The organism is Ferribacterium limneticum, assembly GCF_020510585.1.
Lineage (GTDB): Bacteria > Pseudomonadota > Gammaproteobacteria > Burkholderiales > Rhodocyclaceae > Azonexus.
Genome location: NZ_CP075190.1, coordinates 2686918 through 2705953 on the forward strand (window position 1 = coordinate 2686918; position 19036 = coordinate 2705953).

At 58.3% G+C, this 19036-nt stretch carries 12 protein-coding genes; 6 read left to right on the forward strand and 6 right to left on the reverse strand.

Going from position 1 to position 19036, the window contains the following annotated elements; all coding sequences use genetic code 11:
- Positions 1-10: 10 nt before the first annotated feature.
- Entirely contained in the window at positions 11-979 is a 969-nt protein-coding gene (locus tag KI613_RS13050; RefSeq protein ID WP_226400150.1) for a hypothetical protein, read from the forward strand.
- Positions 980-992: 13 nt separating this feature from the next.
- Here KI613_RS13050 and KI613_RS13055 read toward each other — a convergent pair whose 3' ends face one another.
- The 5 genes from KI613_RS13055 to KI613_RS13075 all read right to left on the reverse strand — a co-directional run bounded on the left by KI613_RS13055 (position 993) and on the right by KI613_RS13075 (position 12498).
- Positions 993-2216, reverse strand: a complete 1224-nt coding sequence (locus KI613_RS13055) for a tetratricopeptide repeat protein (protein ID WP_226400152.1) — start codon at positions 2214-2216, stop codon at positions 993-995.
- Positions 2217-2321: 105 nt separating this feature from the next.
- Positions 2322-4679, reverse strand: a complete 2358-nt coding sequence (bamD, locus tag KI613_RS13060; RefSeq protein ID WP_226400154.1) for a tetratricopeptide repeat protein — start codon at positions 4677-4679, stop codon at positions 2322-2324.
- A gap of 88 nt (positions 4680-4767) precedes the next feature.
- The gene (locus KI613_RS13065) at positions 4768-9651 is read right to left on the reverse strand and encodes a cytochrome c3 family protein (protein ID WP_226400156.1); all 4884 of its coding nucleotides are present in this window, start codon (positions 9649-9651) and stop codon (positions 4768-4770) included.
- A gap of 128 nt (positions 9652-9779) precedes the next feature.
- The gene (locus KI613_RS13070; RefSeq protein ID WP_226400157.1) at positions 9780-11612 is read right to left on the reverse strand and encodes a cytochrome c3 family protein; all 1833 of its coding nucleotides are present in this window, start codon (positions 11610-11612) and stop codon (positions 9780-9782) included.
- A complete protein-coding gene (locus KI613_RS13075) occupies positions 11587-12498 on the reverse strand; it encodes a hypothetical protein (protein WP_226400158.1) in 912 nt (303 codons plus the stop codon). The genes KI613_RS13070 and KI613_RS13075 overlap by 26 nt, the downstream gene beginning before the upstream one ends.
- Positions 12499-12663: 165 nt before the next feature.
- Between KI613_RS13075 and KI613_RS13080 the strand changes: the two genes are divergently transcribed.
- The 5 genes from KI613_RS13080 to KI613_RS13100 all read left to right on the forward strand — a co-directional run bounded on the left by KI613_RS13080 (position 12664) and on the right by KI613_RS13100 (position 18449).
- Positions 12664-13626, forward strand: a complete 963-nt coding sequence (locus tag KI613_RS13080; protein ID WP_226400164.1) for a GGDEF domain-containing protein — start codon at positions 12664-12666, stop codon at positions 13624-13626.
- A complete protein-coding gene (locus tag KI613_RS13085; protein ID WP_226400166.1) occupies positions 13623-14921 on the forward strand; it encodes an NAD(P)-binding domain-containing protein in 1299 nt (432 codons plus the stop codon). Before KI613_RS13080 ends, KI613_RS13085 begins: the two co-directional genes overlap by 4 nt.
- Positions 14922-15314: 393 nt before the next feature.
- Positions 15315-16115, forward strand: a complete 801-nt coding sequence (locus tag KI613_RS13090; protein ID WP_404826925.1) for a DUF6502 family protein — start codon at positions 15315-15317, stop codon at positions 16113-16115.
- Positions 16112-17617, forward strand: a complete 1506-nt coding sequence (locus KI613_RS13095) for a DUF5666 domain-containing protein (protein WP_226400169.1) — start codon at positions 16112-16114, stop codon at positions 17615-17617. The genes KI613_RS13090 and KI613_RS13095 overlap by 4 nt, the downstream gene beginning before the upstream one ends.
- Before the next feature lie 145 nt (positions 17618-17762).
- Positions 17763-18449, forward strand: a complete 687-nt coding sequence (locus tag KI613_RS13100) for a hypothetical protein (protein ID WP_226400171.1) — start codon at positions 17763-17765, stop codon at positions 18447-18449.
- 23 nt (positions 18450-18472) lie between these two features.
- Here the strand turns inward: KI613_RS13100 and KI613_RS13105 are convergent, their stop codons facing one another.
- The gene (locus tag KI613_RS13105; protein WP_226400173.1) at positions 18473-19012 is read right to left on the reverse strand and encodes a TlpA family protein disulfide reductase; all 540 of its coding nucleotides are present in this window, start codon (positions 19010-19012) and stop codon (positions 18473-18475) included.
- Between the last annotated feature and the right edge of the window lie 24 nt (positions 19013-19036).

Here is a 19036-nt window from a genome sequence, read left to right on the forward strand (position 1 = left end):
GCAGAGAACCATGAACACAGCGCACCAACTGGCCCAAGTACCGAGTACCTCCGACACGCCCCCGGAAGGCACGCGTCGCATTATCGATGGACTGGAGCGCGTGTTCTACGACGGCTACTGGATCAAGACCTACCCGGTGCCGGCCGATACGCTGGAAGCCAAAAAACGCCTGATCGACGCGCTGACGCGGCGACTGTTCAACCATACCGAGCATGGCCTGAACATTCCCGGCACCCGCCTGAACGAAGCGCGCACCAACTACGAAGCCGAAACCGACCCGGCGCGCAAGCGCGTCAAGGGCGCCATGCTGGCCGGCGCGCTGTTCAACCGGGCGGCCGACATTTTCCGCAAGCTGGTCGAACTGCAGGCCTGCGGCATCGAGATTCTCAGCGATAACCCGCTCATGCGCGAATGCGGCAAATGTCTGCTCGACGCCATGGAACTGGGGCGCTGCGTCATGCATCGGAGCGGCGAAGAGGGTATCGACGAACTGTGGGGCGAACCTTTCCGCGCCTTCTCGATCCCGCTCGAAGACTTTTACGAAAGTCGCTACATCAAGATCGGCCAAGTCCTGCGCGACATTGACCTGATATCCAACACGATGATCGACAATTTCAGCGGCATTCCCGCCTTTTCCGACATCGAGGGACCCATCCGCGACCTCGCCATTGCCGCCAAGATCAAGACCGAAACGCTACGTACTGACAGCGACATATTCGATGTCTGGGCGCGCATGGTGACGGCCGGCGAACGCCTCGCCGATCTCACCATCCTGACTGGCCCGGGCGTCTTCAGCGCCCCGTTCACCTACAACCTGTCGGACGGCCTGCAACTGATCCGCCAGGGCCGCGACCTGATTTTCTATATTTCCCGAGCCAGAACGGCCATGCCGAAAAGTACCCGGGAATACATCGAGCGCTGCAAAAACTACCTGGCCACTGGCCGGGCGCCACTGTTTCCGGCGCATTTCCCGGCTTAGTACAGGCGCTTTATCAACGCTCGGAGTTCAACTCGACGACCAGCGTCGTATTGCCCAGCCTGGCCCTGACCGGGGTGGCCAGAATGTCTCCCTTGCTCGGTTCAGCACTACCGCTCCTGGATATCTTGGCTGTCACGAGCACTTCAGAGAACTGAGAAATCGTCCGCCCCGGCATGATGGCTGAACTGTCATCGAGGCGAAACTCGATCGGGAAGTCCGAACCCTTGTAGCGCCAGACCGCCAGCGGTGCACCAGCCCCATCTGGCGTCTTGGCAGTCACGAACAGCGTGTCGTCGGCAGATACCTTGCCCTTCAATTTCGGACTCAGCGTAACCACCCCAGCCACGGCTCCGATTGCCACGGCAGGTTCTGCCGCTGCGGCAGCCGGCCTTTTGCCGGAGAGCGCAGCATTGGCTTCGGCGATATTGGCGTCAGCCAGCTTGCTGTCCATCGAATCGGCTGGCGCCACAGCCTTCATGCGCTTCCAGAAATCGATGGCCGCCTTGTAATCGGCCCGATCAAACGCTTCGCTCCCGGCCAGCGCCAGTGCCTTGACGTGCTTGGGATCGGCTGCGATGGCACGTTTGACTATTTTCCGTGCCTCATCATCCCATTTGCGATCCTTGGTCATCACATGTGCATCCGCCCAGTCGGCAAGCGCATGTGCATCCAGGGTGACGAGTGCAGAAGCCTTGGCATAAGCGGCATCGGCCTCGGCATGGCGGCGCAGTTCGCTGTAGGTCTTGGCGAGCAGCAACCAGCCTTCGCCGTTATTGGGGTCATTGGCCATTTTGTCGGCCAGTTTCTTGACAACGGTGTTGAGGTCGCCACCGCTGCTGGCCTTGGGTGTCTGCGTTACCGGTGGCATGGCACCCGGCTCAATGAGAGATGCGGTCTTCGTATTGTCGATGCTGGGTGAAGAAACCCAAATGGCAACTACTGCGAGCGCCAGGACGAGCGCAGCAGCAATGAAGCCCAACTTTTTCCCGAGAACGAGTGAAAACCCAGTCTGCGCCTGCGCCGGAGCTAGAACCGCGGCATGCAGCACGGCCTGCTGCCGATCAAACTCGGCCTGGTCGATACGGTCTTCTGCCCGGGCCAGCAATAATTCACGCAGCGCCGCCGCAACGTCGACTTTTTTGACAGCGGTTGATTTATTGGCCGTGTATTTGCCAAGCCCCCATAACACCAAGAGGGATAGCGCAATGCTGGCCAAAACGATGTAAACGAAAGTCATATTGGTGTCACCGAATTATTTGGATGAAGATGGAATACAAAAATGAATCTGGCAACCCAGGAGTTGCCAGAAATTTAAGCCAAGTGGACGGGTGGCGAGTGATGCCTACCGATAGTCCCAACGGATGCCGAGATAGAGGTATTCACGCACGTTCTTGCTCTCGGTTGTCCCTGTATTTTTGGACTCACTGTAGCCGATTTCACCTTCGAGAGACAAACTGCTTCGCCACTGATAGACCAGTTTCATGCTCGGTGAAAATTGGGTCATATTCTGGCCACTATCGCTGTGCTGGGTGTAATAGCGGACATTGTTTTCCAGGCGCCAGTTCTCGACAAAGGGATAGATATAGCTCAAGCCGAGATTCTGGCCGGTATAGTTCGGGCCGGCAATATAGCCCAGGTAAGCCACGCCGACTCCGTTCGGCACAAACAGATTGGTTCCGATCGCCTGCGCCGAATACATGTTCGTTCGTCCGGAAGCATCCGAAGTCGCACGGCAGGTTCGGGTGATCAAGTCATAACTATCAACCTGACAGATACCCATCTCTGAAATCCGCAGCGTACCGCGCGGACCATCGACGCAAAGAGGATCGTTCGGATTAGCGTCGTCCTGGATTTCCTTGCACATTTGAGCAAGCGGAATCGTCGCATTGGTTCCGGAAATCTCGGACATGCGGTAATCAACACCGAACTGCCAGCGCTCGCCAAAAGGGATGGTTACGCCCGTTGCGAACATGGTGGATAGTGCCGTGGTTTCCGAAACCAGTTGCCTCGCCTGCGTAATACCAACGTTGTTAACGAAGTCAGTGACCGTCGAATAACCCGCAGTGGACAGCGCGTTGGTCAGGCTGTAGGTCGGACTCTGCCGGTAATCATAGGAAACAAAATAGTTGTTGCCCCACTTGTCCAGATAGTTGCCCTGCACCATGCCGATATTGAGGCCCTTGTATAGAACGTCATAATCCAGCAGGCCAAAAGCAGTCACCTGACCATCAAAGTAGCGGAACTCGGACCCTACCGCACGGCGATTCAAAATTCCGTCGATATTCTGCTCAATGCCATAGAGGCTAGCCCCCGGCCGCGACACCTGCGGCGCCAATTCGACACTGCCACCATAGAAGTTCTTCTTGAACGGCGAACCAAATTCGACAGCTTCGCCATAAACCGCCCCCACCTTCCAGTCTGGTGTCAGGTTGTAGCTGCCGGTGATCCCGTCAAAACGTTCAAGCACACCGGCCCCATTCGGATTCTGCCGCCCGACCCGGACAAAATAACCAATCTCGCGATCGGTACGTTCGGCATAAGCGGAATAGATGCGGTTGTAGTTCCGGCTTGGCCGCATGAAATTCCGGCTGTCGGTATCACGAAACACAAAACGCGTATCGGTCACGGAATCGCGCAAGCGTGCGCTCAGATTTACCGAAGAAACCAGTGATTCCTGATCCCGCTTCATCGGCCCATTATCTTGCTTCGACTGTCCGGCAAAAAAATATGACGAAAGACTGCCATTGACCGTCCACTCGGCCGGCTTGTCGTCACGAACAACGCGCGCCGTCGGACGACGGATGGTGCTGACAGCAGGCAATGTGGCCAGCCGCTGCTTTATTTTCGGGGCCTCGGGCGAGTTCGGATAAAGCTTCAGATAGAGATCGTATTCGGCACGCGCCTTGGCGATTTCACCATTCTTTTCGCGCGCCTCGCCAATCAGCGCCTGTGCCGACATGGTCCGGTCATTTTGCGGGAGGCTGAGAATACGGTTCAGTCGATTGATGGCCTTCGGATAATCCCCCTTGTCGAAAGCCTCCTGCCCGTCAAGCAGGAAGGCATGAGCCATTTCTTCGACTTTCTCAGTCGACAAGACCGGGGCTGCCTCGGGCTTGCTGGCATCCGGCGTCTGGGAGGCAGGCGCCTCGGCAACGGGTGGCGTTTCGGCCAAAACAGGCGCTACCGCCTGCGTCACGATGGCGGCAGGTGCCGGCATGTCGGCACCCTTGCCTTTCTGCACCGCAGCTTCTTTTACCTTGGCTGGCGGCGCAGGCACCATAACGACGATGCTTCGGCTGTCGTCACCAGCACGGACGATGTACTTTGTCGGTTTGGCAAAGGTAATCAGCATGCCGTTTACCAGCTCGGGATATGCGACGGTAAACGGGGGAAGCAGATCATTCTTGGGCGAACGCCGAACTTCCTGCATCAACTCGCTTTCGGAAAAACCAGGCTTGGTTAGCCGAAAGAAAACGCGCAGGAACTTCCCTTGGTCACCGGGCGTATGCCGGGTGTACTGAATTTCCGTCGTAAAGCGGATCGTTACCTCGGCTTGATCACCGACGCGGGCAACATCAATCGTTTCGATGATCGCAGCAAAGGCATTGGCGCTCGCCAGCAAAGAAAAGACCAGGACAAACCGGGCGGTTTTCGCCAGCTTCGCCAAATTCACGGAATTCATAAAGAGTAGGCCAGCCATTTCCACCTTCAATATCAGTAACAACCGCTAAAGAGCTTACCTAGAGATTTAAGGGATCAATGGAAGCCAGAAAAGGGACTAGAGAACATCAGTCCCACTTTGTGTAGGGAGTTCCCTTTCTGCCCAGCGGCTTGTGACAACTGCTCTGCGAACAGTCATCCGTCGCCTTTGAACCTTCGTGGCCACCCAACCTGATCTTCTCGGCACCACCCACATCGTAAGCAGTCGTGCTGGAGTGGCAGGTCTTGCAGTTCGTCTGGATGCTGCCGTGATTCATTCTGGATACCGTCGTAAATGAAGTCGTGCCCACATGGCATAGCGAACATTCATTGCCTGGCAAGCCCGCAAGGGTGGTCGGGATATGAGTAGTATGTTTACCCTTGACGCCGACATACATTCCGCTATGGCAGGTCTGGCAAGTCGTCGCACCGACGTGGTTGAAGGCAGCGAGGGTAGTCCAGCTAGTCCTGGTGTGGCAGGCATCACAACTGGCCGTCGTCGGCACGTGATTCGCCAGCGGCTTGTAAGACATGCCCGGATAACTGGTCGTATGACAGTTTGCACACGAACCTGCCACGACTACGGTATGGGCATACGGTGTGATCAGAGGCATCCATGTCCCTCCGGTACGGTGGCAAACGCTGCATGCTTCAGACGTCGGAATATGCAGTGCAGGCTTGCCCGTAGCTGTCGTACCGTTATGACAGCTCACACAAGTCTTGCCTGCCAACTGGGCCGGTGTATGCGCAAAACTGGCCGGCAGCCAGGCTGTCGTACGGTGGCATGAATCACACGAGTCGTTCGTAACGAGGTGGCCGGTATTCTTGGCCTGGGCATTGACCGCCGTGTATCCGCCGTTATGGCATGTCAGGCACAGCCCTGTCGTTCCGGTATGACTCATGGAAGCCGGCCTGAACGTCGTGTAATTCTTATGACAATTGTCACACTGGCTGCTCGTCGGAATATGCCCGGTCGTTTTGCCCGGAGCAGCCGACCCATTGTGGCAATTGGAACAGGTTCCAACGGCTGAGGCCGCATGGGTATAGCTTGCCCCCGTCCAGACAGTCATCGATTTATGGCAGCTATCGCACTGCGCCGTTGTCGCGATGTGGCCAACGTTCTTGCCTTGCGCTCCCAGCACAGAGCCGTTATGGCAGTTTGAGCAAGTCCCCGTAGCCGTGGCCGGGTGGGTATAGACCGCCCCTGTCCAGGTTGTAGTGGTTTTGTGGCAAGTATCACACTGGGCCGTCGTGCTGACGTGCGTCAGCGGCTTGGCCAGTGCATTGACGCCGACATAGTTGCCGCCGTGGCAGCTTGAACATTGGCTAGTCATAGTGGCGGTATGGGTCATGTGCGCTGGAGCAAAGTGCGCATCCGAAGTTCTGTGGCAGGTATCGCAAGCCAACGTTGTCGGAATATGAGTGAGATTCTTGCCAGTTGCATTAGTCCCGTTATGGCATGTCACACAAGTTCCGGCTACGACACCTGCGTGGAAATTGACTGCCGGCTTCCAGGCTGTAGTTCCATGACAGGTATCGCAAGACTGAGAAGTCGAAATGTGTGTCCCGTGCTTGGCCTGGGCATTAAAAGAGACATATCCACCGCCATGGCAACTGATACAAGCACCGGCGGTCCCGGCGTGACTCATGCTGGCTGGTCTGAAAGCGGTGTAATTCTTATGACAGGTATCGCACTGGGCGGTTGTCGGAATATGCGCCGTCCCAAGCGGTTTCCCCGGTGCAGTGGTGCCGTTATGACAGTTCGAGCAGGTGCCGACCGCGCTTGCCGCGTGGGCATAGGTTGCCCCCGTCCAGGCGGTTGTCGATCTGTGACAGGTATCGCACTGCGCAGTCGTCGCCACGTGTCCTGTTTGTGGTTTGGCCAACGCCCCCAGCACCGTAACGGTGCCGCTATGACCATGGCAATTCGAACAAGTCCCCGTTGCGCCTGTATGAGGGTATCGCGCACCTGACCAAACGGTTGTCGAACTATGGCAGCTATCACATTGCGCACTCGTACTGACGTGTTTTGTCGGCTTGGGAAGCGCATTGAGGGCAACAAACCCACCCGCATGACAGGTCGAGCACAGCCCTCCCGTACCCGTATGATTCATGCTGGCTGGCTTGAAGGCCGTGAAGCTCGTAGCGCCATGGCAGCTTTCGCAGGAAGCGCTGGTCGGAATGTGACTGGTCTGCTTGGCCAGAGCATTCAGGGAAACATGGGCGCCACCATGGCAACTCGTACAGCCGCTGGTAATCCCGGCATGGCTCATACTGGCCGGGGCGAAAGTATTGAAATTGGTGTGGCAGGTATCGCAAAAACCGGTCGTCGGAATGTGCGTACTCGGCTTGGAGAGTCCCTTGCCCGCAGTCCCGTTGTGACAGCCGTTGCAGGAATGATCGCCGATCGCTACAGGTGGCGTCAGCAAGGCGTGATTCTGCACGGCCCCCACCCGCCACGATGTCGTTGAGGTGTGGCAGTCAGAACATTGCGCACTCGTCGGCTGGTGCGTTGTCGGTTTCGCCTGGGCATTCTGCGCAACATAAGCACCACCGTGGCAGGTTGAGCACTGCGTCTGGCCCGTGTGGTCCATAGCGGAAGGCGCCCAGGACGTGAAGTTGTTGCCTGTTCCATGGCAAGTATCGCAGGCCCCGGTCGCCGGAATGTGGTTGGTCGGCTTGGCGAGGGCCCCCTGGCCGGTATAAGCACCACCATGGCAGGTTGCGCAGGCTTCGCTGGTCACCGCATGGTTCATCCTGCCCGGCTTGAAGGCGCTGTAGCTCGTCCCGTGGCAATTTTCGCAGGAACTGCTGGTTGGAACGTGGACCGCGGACTTGCTCTGGGCATTGACACCGTTGTGACAATCGGTGCAGCGACCGAGAACCGATGGAGATGCCGCAGCATGGTTGAACGAACCGGAGGCCCAGGATGTGAAGCCGTTGCCATTTCCGTGGCAGCTATCGCAAGTTGCCGACGTCTGGATATGGGTAGCCGGCTTGGTCAGTGCATTCTGGGAAACATAGGTGCCGCCGTGGCACGTTGAGCACGCCGCCCCGCCCGTAGCAGCGTGGTCCATCGCCGCTGGCTTGAACGAAGCATAGTTGTTGTGACAACTGCCGCAATTCGCCGCAGTCGTCACCGTCGGAATATGCCGTGCCGATTTGCCCAGCGCCGTCACACCGTGACAGGTATCGCACCGGCCGATCGCCGACGCATCATGACTGTAGGTCGCCGTCGCCCACGAAGTGGTGCTCCCGTGACAGGTATCGCACTGAGCAGTCGTCGTGACGTGGGACAGCGGCTTCTCCAGCGCATTCTGCGAAACATAGCCGCCACCATGACAGGTCGAACACTGGCCGTTCAGGCCACTATGGTTCATCACCGCCGGCGACCAGGCATTGAAGCCCCCCGTGTGGCAGGTATCGCACTGGGCGCCTGTCGGGACGTGCACGCCTGTCTTGGCCAGTGCGTTGGCAAAAACAAAACTGCCGTTGTGGCAACTGCTACATGCTCCGGCCGTACCGGCATGGCTCATGGCTACCGACGAGAACGAGGTAAACGTGTTGTGACAGCTATCGCACTGCCCCGCCGTCGGAATATGGTTGATGGACTTGCCCAGTGCGTTTGAGCCGTTGTGACAGGTGGAACAGCGTCCGGCAGCCGCAGGGCTGGCGTTGGCGTGATTAAAAACACCGGTCGCCCAGGTTGAAGTAGAAGCATGACAACTGTCGCACTGGGCGGTCGTTGAAATGTGTGTCGCCGTCTTGGCCTGGGCATTCTGGGGCAGGTAACCACCGCTATGACAACTTGAACACTGTCCATCCAGGCCCGTGTGATTCATTCTTACCGGCGACCACGAAACGAATCCACTGGTGTGGCAGGAGTCACACTGAACCACAGTTGGAATATGGCGCCCGGACTTACTGAGAGCATTCACCGAAACAAAAGCACCGTTGTGACACGAAGAACAGTTACCGGCCGTCGCGCTGTGATTCATCTGTGCGGGGCTGAACGATACGAAGTTGGTGTGGCAGGTGTCGCAGGCCGCCGTTGTCGGTACGTGGTTGTTCGGCTTGCTCAAGCCCGAGCCACCAGGCGTATGGCAATCCGTGCAAACACTGCCGGAAGGCCGATTGGCGTGATCAAACGTTGCCACCGCCCAGGATGTCGTTGACAGGTGGCAGGTATCGCATTGTTGTGCGGTCGCCAGATGAGTCGCCGGCTTGCTCTGGGCGCTCTGCGAGGAGAAACGTCCCGAGTGGCAGGTTGAACACTGACCGTTCTGGCCCGTGTGATCCATTCTTGCCGGAACGAAGTTCGTGAAATTCTGGTGACAGGTATCGCAAGCAGCCGATGTCGGAATGTGATCAACCAACTTGCCAGGCGCATTGACACCGTTGTGGCAGGTGGCGCAAGTTCCCGGTTGCACGCCGGCATGCGGATTGGTGGCGGGCATCCACGATGTCGTGGTGTGGCAGGTGCTGCAGGCTGCCGACGTTTGCATGTGGGTTGCCGGCTTGGTCAGCGCATTGGCGCCGATGAACGCCCCGTTATGGCAAGTCTGGCAATTGGTGGCGGTTACACCCAGTAGCGGATTGATCGCATGCCCGGAAGCCCCCTGTATGAATCCGGTCGGCTTCTCGCTCCAGCTACTTGCCCCCGCTCGATGGCAGGCGTCGCAGGCTGCCGTTGCGGGAATATGGGTTGCCGGCTTGCCGGGCGCCCTCGCCCCGGCACCGGCGTGACAGGTAGCGCAGGTGCGCGGCGTGCCACGGAACACGCCAGAAGTGTGACATGTCTCGCAATTGACCTGTTTGTGCGTGTTGTCGAGGATATAGCCAGTGGTGTTGTGATCAAAGCTCAGATTTTGCGCCCCGCCTTCTTGCGTCTGCGCGAATGCGCTCCCCCACTGCCCGAACAGGAGAGCAGTAGCAGCGAGAACAACGAGGAGTAGACGAGCAAGATATTTCACGGGCGGGGTACCTCGTTAAACCGGTTAATCAATTTCGTTGCCCAGCTTGAGGAAACGTAGATCTGGCGACGCATTGATACAAATCACAAACAACACGAGGGAATTTATCACACAAATTATGCATCTTGCTAGCGCCTGACTTTCTTCCAGTTCGCCGCCACGTGGCAACTCTCACACTGGCTGCCGAATGCGCCGTTGTGAACGTCATCCTTCACATGGCAGGCAATGCACGCTCTGCCCGGCTTGCGCGGCCCTGATTTCGACTCCTTGTGACATTCCTTGCACTCGACCTTGCTGTGCCCGCCGTCAAGCAGGAAGCGCGTCGTCGCATGATCGAAATCCCAGGTTTTCCAGGTACCGGTGGTGTGGCAGGTTTCGCATTTCTTGCCGTAGCCACCCTTGTGCTTGTCGTCTTTCTCATGACAGCCATTACAGGTCAGCGGTGCATCCTTGAAGGCCGGCGTCAGGTGGCATTTTTTGCATTCGACCTTGGCGTGGCTACCGGTCAGTGCGAAGCGCGACTTGTTGTGATCGAAGGGGGCATCCTTCCATTTCTTTTCGTCGTGGCAGCTCTCACATTTGTTGCCAAGCTGGCCCTTATGCTTGTCGTCCTTCTTGTGGCAGGCAATGCAGGTCTCTTCGAGCCGGGTCTTGTAGATATTGCCTTTCTCGGGCAAATGACAGGCATCGCACTTGGTCTCCCGGTGCTTGCCCTTGAGCAGGTACTTGGTTTCCTTGTCGTGATTGAAGATGCTGGTCTTCCAGTCCTTGGCCGTATGGCAAGTGCCGCATTTCTCGCCGTAGCGGCCCTTGTGGCCTTTTTCGTCGTCATTCTTGCGGTGGCACGCGATGCAGGCGGTCTCCACCTTCAATTTCGTGGCTTTGGGGCCGCTGACTCCACCCTTGTGGCAGGTGTCGCACTTGGCATCCTTGTGCTTGTCGCGCAAGGGAAAATCAGTTTCGTCATGATCGAAATCGGATTTCTTCCAGTCACGTTCGCTATGGCAGCTCTCGCACTTTTCACCCAGTTCGCCGCGATGGCCGTTCTCCTGGTCATCCTTCTTGTGGCAGGCAAAGCACTTGGTGGGAAGTTTTACCTGATAGATATTTCCCTTTTCCGGCAAGTGGCAGGTGTTGCACTTGGCCTGACGGTGCTTGCCCTTCAGCGCATATTTGGTGTCGTGATCGTGATCAAAGTCGATCTCCTTCCACCCCTTGTCGTTGTGGCAGGACTCGCACTTGATGCCGTATCGACCCTTGTGACCTTTTTCCTGATCGATCTTCTTGTGGCAGCCGTTACAGGTCAGCGGCGTCTTTTGGTAAGTCTTGTCTTCGTGGCAATCCTTGCACTTGACGTCAGCGTGCTTGCCGCCGAGCAGCGAGAACTTGGTTTTTTCGTGATCGAACTTGGTTTCTGTCCACTTTTTCTCGTTGTGGCAGTTCTCGCACTTGGTACCAAGATGGCCCTTGTGACCCTTTTCGTCGTCGATTTTCTTGTGGCAGTCATTGCACAGCTTGGGCGCCTGACGGTATTTGCGCTTGGGCAGGTGGCAGCTGTCGCACTTGCTTTCCTGGTGGGCGCCGAGCAGCTTGAAGTCAGTCTTCGAATGGTCGAATTTCTTCTTGTCGATGGGTGCGATATCGGCGCCGCGCCCCTTGTGCTCGGTGTGGCAATTGCGGCAGTTGGTATCGTCGGATTTGCCATGCAGCCGTGTCTTGCTGCGGATGTCCGCGGCAATATCCTTGTGGCAGTCGACACACAGTTTGGTTTGGGCCTTTTTGTCGAAGCGCTGATGGCACTGTTCGCATTCGTGTTCGTACTTGGCGTGCCCGGTAATGACTTCGCCAGGCATCAATACTTTTTCGATCGATTGCGCCGCTGCCCCGCCGGCAAAGACGATAGCGGCGATCAGCGCCAGACCGGAAAACAGCCGGTTAATACATGTGGACCGCAATAACATGGACGACTCCACTAAAAACCAGCAAATAAAGGAATGGGATGTGCAAGATGTGCCAATAGGAAAACAGCCTTTCCCAGACGGAGAGTTGTGAAGCCTTGACGACGGAATCGAGATAGCGGTCGACCTGCTCGCGGGCCAGACGATAGTTGACGATCACTTCCCGGCGTCCGCCGCCCTGCTTGCGAAACTGCTTGCGCAGGGCATTTTTGGCATCGCGGCGAATTTGCTTGGCCAGCCGCCGGCTCCGCCAGCGCAAACTCACGAAGCGCCAGGCGCGGGATTGCCAGGATCCCGACTGGTCAAAAGCCGCATCATGGAATGCTTTCAACCTCGGTTCTATATCCGGCCGCAAGGCAAAGACCGAGCGCACATTTTCAGCGCACTCTTTCACTTCAGCCGACGCATCAGCCAGGGTCAGTTGGTTTCCGTAGAGGCCGCGATGGATATGGCGATAGATGAAACGCCCGATCACACCGCTGGAGGCAACGAGCAGCATGGCGTAAAGGGCCATGGCGCCGTTGAGCGAGCCGGTTCTGAAGGTTGAATGAAAAAGTACCAGTAGCGGCCCGGTTATCCCGGCGATCATGTGAAACTTGAACCAGGTCTCCATCTTGCCCAGGCGATCAAGGGCATGAATCCGCTTGCGCAATGGATAGAGGAGCAGGCTGAGCATCAGCAGGCCGCCAATCAGGCCGATGTTGTAGGCAAAATCGGAGTTCGACTCGTATAACTCTCCGGTCCGGACCAGCCAGGCGAGAAAAACCAGCAGAACGACGAGCAGCGTGATCGACACTCGCCAGGCACCGCGAAACACCTTCTCGCTGGAGGATTTTGCTTCTCCCTCCAGAGAAATCACCGTCATTGGGCCGAGCGCACTTGTATCCATGGATTCCTGAATCTGATTAACGGCACCGAGCCGCCCCCCCCCTCCCGGCACCCGAACAATCGACAGACTATCGGGCTGAAGCGTGGCGGGGTAAAATTTCACACTTATTCAAGAATACCAAAAAAATTACTCGGCGAGGTGCACGCCGTCCGGGAGAAATCAACAATGACCGAAAACCCCACACCGTCGGCAAAAGTCAGCCGCATCAACTCTGCGGGCTCAATGGGCGGCCTGCTCGGCCTCTTCGTCATTGCCTGCGTCGAATTCCAGCGCCTCTGGCCGACCGGCACCAGCTTGATTTATTTGCTCGTCAGCCTGCCGCTCCTGCTCATCTGGATTGCCCATCAGGCCGGATGGACGGTTGCCGAGCGCAACGCCGGTCTGGCCGTCGACATCGCCATTTACGTACTGGTCGTGGCCAGCCTGGGAATACGCTTTGGCGCCAGCCAGCCAACCTCGGAACTGGCCTCGACGCTACTGTTCTGGGCGCCCCTCGTCGCCGCCTGGTGGGCCTGGCGCTACCAACAACTCCCGCTCCGCCTGTGGTTGCTGCTCGGCGGCTTTTTTGTCGTGCTGACCTGGCCACTGGCCAGCGACCACGAACGCCTCGATGAACACCTGATTCTTTCGCTCCTGATCGCCATGATCGTGCGCTATGCGCACCGATCAGCGCCGCCGAATCCGGATACCACCATGAACCTGCGCGATGCGCTGACCGGGCTGCCATCGCCCGAATGCTTTGAGGCCGAGCTGGCCCACGTATCGGCAATTTCCGACCGCTACCGCCTGCCGCTCTCGCTGATCGCTTGCCGGATCGCGCCGCTCGAAACTGATCACCTGACGGATGATCAGTTGTGCCAATGCGCCGAAGCGGTCACCAATCGCTTGCGCACCTCGGATACGGTGAGTCAGTGGGATCGCAGCACGTTCTTGATTCTCCTGCCCAACACCCCCGAGATCAGTGCCGGCAAGGTTGCCAACGAAATCCGGAAAGCCTTCGAGGATTTCAATTTTGGGCAAAATTTCCGGTTGACCGTGAGCATCGCCACCGTCGAACACGAATCGGGCGAAGATCCGATGAGTACCCTAAGTACCCTCGAAAACAAACTTGCGAACACCGCCGAATGATCTCCGACCTGATCTACTACCTGCTTCCCGCGCTGCTCATCCTGATTCCCGCTGCCTTTCACCTGCGCGCCAAAAAGAAGGTATCGGCAATCCACCATGCCGTGCTCAAGGAGGCCCAGGACGCCGGCTTGACCGAACCACCATCGCTGCACCCCGTCGTAGACCTGTCGATCTGCATGGGCTCGGGCGCCTGCGTCAGGGCCTGCCCGGAAAAAGCGCTGGGCGTCATCAAGGGCAAGGGCGTGCTGATCAACCCGACGCACTGCATTGGCCATGGCGCCTGCGCACCAGCCTGCCCGGTCGGCGCCATCAAACTGGTCTTTGGCACGGAAAAGCGCGGCATGGACATTCCGCAGGTCGATCCGGACTTCCAGACCAACATCCCGGGCATTTTCATCGCCGGCGAGCTGGGCGGCATGGGCCTGATCCGCAATGCCATCCGCCAGGGCACGCATGCCGTCAAGGCAATTACCAGCCGGCCGCACGGCAAGGCTGATTACGACCTGCTGATCATCGGCGCCGGCCCGGCCGGCATTGCCGCCTCGCTAGCCGCCAAAGAAGCGGGACTCAACTACGTCACCGTCGAACAGGAAGACTCGCTCGGCGGCACCACCTATCACTATCCGCGCAACAAGCTGGTCATGACGGCACCCATGCGCCTGCCGCTGATCGGCGAAATCAAGGTTCGCGAAATCAGCAAGGAAGAGCTCATGGAAATCTGGCAAGGTATCCTCGACAAAGCCACGCCCAACATCCGGTTCAGCGAGCGCATGGAAGAAATCACCCCGGTCAATGGCATCTTTTCGGTCCGCACCAACAAGGCGACTTACTCGACGGCCAGCGTGCTGCTCGCCATCGGACGCCGCGGCACACCGAGAAAACTGGGCGCCAAGGGCGAAGAACAAGCCAAGGTCGTCTATCGCCTGATCGAGGCAGACCAGTACCGCGGCAAGCACGTCCTGGTCGTCGGTGGTGGCGACAGCGCCCTCGAGGCCGCCCTCGACATCGCCAACGAGCCCGGCACGCACGTCACGCTGAGCTATCGCGGCAAGGCCTTCGACCGGGTCAAGCCGAAAAACCGGGCACGGCTGGCCGAGGCCATCGCCGAAAACAGGATTGAACAATTGCTCGAGAGCACGGTCCGAGAAATCGGCGTGGACAACATCGCCCTCAAGCATGGCGATGACATCCTCGAACGTCCAAATGATGCAGTTATCGTTTGTGCCGGCGGCGAATTGCCAACACCGATGCTGAAAAAGATGGGCGTCCAGGTCGACACCCGTTACGGTGAATAGCCAGCCTGCTTTGTTTGAATCCGGCAGTTCGGCAGGCTTCCGCGCTTTACCTACACAGACAAACGTGGGAAACTATTCCGCAAATGACATCAGGAAAGCCGTGAAAGTGCGCCAGGAATCCGCCGACGAATGGCTGCAAACCCTGTTTATGAAACGCCACCGGGGACGTAGAATGTCGCCTGATCTCCTCCCGCCCTACAGCACCAGCGAAGGATTGGTGCTGACTGATCGCCGATCCCGGCAAGATCGGCGCAAGGCGCTTGGCCAGAAACTCCCCACGACCCCGGCGACGAGCTGAATCCAGATACCCACTTTGACTCGTCACCTGAAAAACGGCACCCCTTGATGTCAGACTCACCGCTACGATCCGTTCTTCTCTCCGCGATTCATCGCGTGCTGTCCCCCATTGTCCGCGTCATGCTGGCGCACGAGATTACGTTGCCGATGGCGATCGAGCTCCTCAAACGCGTCTTCGTCGAAGTGGCGGAACGCGATTTCCGGCTCGACAACAAGGCGTCCACCGACAGCCGGATCAGCCTGATCACCGGCGTGCACCGCAAGGACGTCAAACGTTTGCGCGATCTGCCCGATGTCGAAGCGAACTTGCCGCCAAAAATATCGCTCAGCGCGCAAGTCGTCGCCACCTGGATCACCGGAGCCCAGTGGCTAGATGAAAACGGCCAGCCCCGTCCGCTATCCCGGCTCGCTCGCGGCGCCGGAGAGGCGTCGTTTGAGGCATTGGTGGCCAGCATCAGCCAGGATATTCGTCCGCGCTCGGTACTCGACGAATGGTTGCGACTGGGTGTTGTCAAAATCAATGAAGCCGACGAAGTCGTGCTGCTCAGCAACGCTTTTGTCCCCCGAGAGGGCGTCGAAGAAAAACTGGCGTATTACGGCCACAACCTCGGCGATCACGCAGCGGCGGCGGCAGACAACGTGCTGACGACGAGCAGCCCGTGGTTCGAGCGCAGCGTGCATCACAGCTCGCTGACCGAAGCTCAGGTCGAAAAATTGCGCGCTCGCGCCGCCAAGCTTGGCATGCAAACCTTGACCCAATTGCACACCCTGGCAGCCCAGCCAGCGGACGACAACGAGCAGTCACCGGCCTCGCCAAATAGCGGGCCGAAGAAACGATTCACCTGCGGCGTCTATTTTTACAGCACAGACGCCAGCGAAACACCCACGGAAAAATGAAACGCTATCTTCTGTCGCTCGTCGTTGCCGCTTTCCCGCTGGTCGCATGGTCCGGTCCGGTTTGCGTTGATCCCGAGCATCCCGGGAAAAGCCATCAGGCGCGGGACGGGATCGGCGGCATTGGCGGTACCGGCAGCCCTGCCACAAGCAAGTCAATTGGTCACAATAGCGAACCGGGTGGCGGCGGCATCGGCGGCACGGGCTCCCCTGCCCTCGGCGGCGAAGAGGGAGGGGGCATCGGTGGAACCGGCGCCCCTGTTGCCGACGGAGCATCGGTTGGCATTGTCGGTGTCGTCAGCGGATTTGCCTCGGTTTGCGTCAACGGGGTCGAAGTTCATTTCGACCATGGCGTCCCGGTCAACGAAAACGGCGACCCGTCATCGGCTGACAAGCTGGCGGTCGGTCAGGTTGTCTCGATCGACGCCACCAATTCGCCCAAGGGACTGCAAGCTCGAAACATCGCCATTCTGAACGCCCTTGAAGGCCCCATCACCAAGCTGTCGCACGGCGGCAAAGTGATTCAGGTCCTCGGGCAAAACGTCGCCATCGTGTCAAATACCCGCGGACCGGGCAAGGGACTGGCCGTCGGCCAACTCGTCAAGATCAGCGCCCTCGCCGGTGCCGATGGCACTTTGGTCGCGACGCGTGTCCAGCCCAGTCCGAACCTCAAGCAAGCAGGCGCGCTGGGACCAGTCGTCACCTCAGGCAAACAGTCCCGGGTCGGCGGGGTTGCCGTTAGCGCTGCGGTGGACGCCTCCGCAGCCCTGGTCAGAGGTCAATGGACGGGCAGCGAACTGGTTCCGACCAGCGTCACTGCCGATCCGACCTACCGGTTCAAGAATAGCGCCAGCAGAATCCTGCTTGAGGCTCTGGTTCAGACCTCCGACGGTCGCGGAAAAATCACGGCTGGCGGGGTAGAGTTGTCGCTGCCCAATGCGACAGCCAGCCAGATGAAGTCCCTGCAACCGAATCGGCGAATTTTTGTGGACGCCCAGGTCGGGCGCTCGGGCCAACTCGTGGTCAGTCATTTTGAACTGGCGAGCAGCGAAAACCGCAGTGCTCCCCTGCCAAAGAACGCCGAACGAACCAATAGCGCTTCGTCCGCCAAGGCGGATAGCAGCGACACGACAAGATCGACTGAAAAAACTGAAACGTCTGAGCGGGTGGAGAAGGGCGAGAGCGCTGAGAAGGTCGAGAAGGTCGAGAAGGCCGAGAAGGCTGAGAAGGCTGAGAAGGCTGAGAAGGTCGAGAAGGTCGAGAAGGCCGAGAAGGCTGAGAAGGCTGAGAAGGCTGAGAAGGCTGAGAAGGCTGAGAAGGCTGAGAAGGTCGAGAAGGTCGAGAAGGTCGAGAAGGCTGAGAAGGTCGAGAAGGCTGAGAAGGCTGAGAAGGTCGAGAAGGTCGAGAAGGCTGAGAAGGTCGAGCGTGCCGAGAAAGTCGAGCGTGCCGAGAAAGTCGAGCGGACTGAGAAGGTCGAGCGGGTCGAAAGGCGGGAACGGCATTGACATGGCATTTTCACCGCGCACCATAAGACCACGTTAGAATCATGGTTTTATTTACATTGCATCAGGTACCCGCTTGAAAACACGCATTCTCGCCGTTCTCTGCCTTCTGTCAGTTTTGCCATGCCACGCTGAAAGCAGCCTGACCATGAGTACCGGCATCGACTATTCGACCGGAAAATACGGTGCCGCCGAAAGCACGGATACTCTCTACATGCCTTTCGGCGTGAAATATGAAACTGGCGACTGGACTTTGCGCGCGACGATTCCCTACGTCGAAACGAGCGGCCCCTCTACAGTTTCCGGCGCCGGTGCCGACCGGGTCACACTGACCAACGGCCAAGGCACGCGCAGGAAGGAAACCGGCCTTGGCGACATCGTGCTGTCCGGCAGCTGGAGCGCGCTGCAGCAAGGCCCCTGGCTCGTCGAGCTGGGCGCCAAAGTCAAGCTGGCCACGGCCGACGAGAACAAGGGACTGGGCACCGGCGAAAACGACTATTCAGTGCAGACCGAGGTCTATCGGACACTGGACAAACACACGCTGTTCGGCACCCTGGGTTACAAGAAAATGGGCGACCCCGACGGCGTCGATCTGAAAGACCCGTTCTACGCCTCACTGGGCTGGTCTTTCCGGGCCACCCAGGCGAGTGCGCTGGGCTTGAGCTACGATTTTCGGCAAAAAGTTCAGGATGGCGGCGCACCTATCCGTGAAGTAACCGGCTTCGTCACTCACAAGCTGGACCCGAACTGGAAATTGCAGGGCTATCTTGTGTCCGGCTATTCCAACGCCAGCCCGGATCTGGGCGGCGGTGTCTTCGTGATGTATACCTACTGATCGCTGCAGCGCCTTATTTCGCCCTACTGCACCTTCAGGCGAAAAGCCTGCGTAACCAGATTGATCGCCTCCGGGCCGTCCCAGGCCCGCGAGCCGGCAATTTTCTTGATGACCCGACCTTCGCCGTCGACCAGTACGGTGAGCGGCAAGCGGTTGGCACCGAGCATGTTTTCGAGGACCAGATTGCGGTCGATATAATTCGGGAAGCTGACGCCCGAAGCCTTGACGAATTTGGCCGCCGCTGCGTGGTCGTCGTCGGTCGAAATACCGACAACGTTGAACCCCTTGCTGGCGTAACGCTGGTACAAGCGTTCGATCGATCCCATCTCGGCCCGGCAGGGCCCGCACCAGCTGGCCCATACGTTGATCAGCAGCGGCTTGCCGCGAAATGACGATAACTTCGCAGCGCTGCCGACCAGGGCGTTGAGCTGAGCCTCGGGCAGCAAGGCGCCGACCGGAATCTCGCCCGGCGTTCCGGCCACCGCACTGCCGGCAAACTGCATCACACAAAGGCCGATCACCAGGCCCTTCATCGACAAAAATCCCCAATCATTCCGACGCATGCCAAACTCCATCAAATCGTCTCC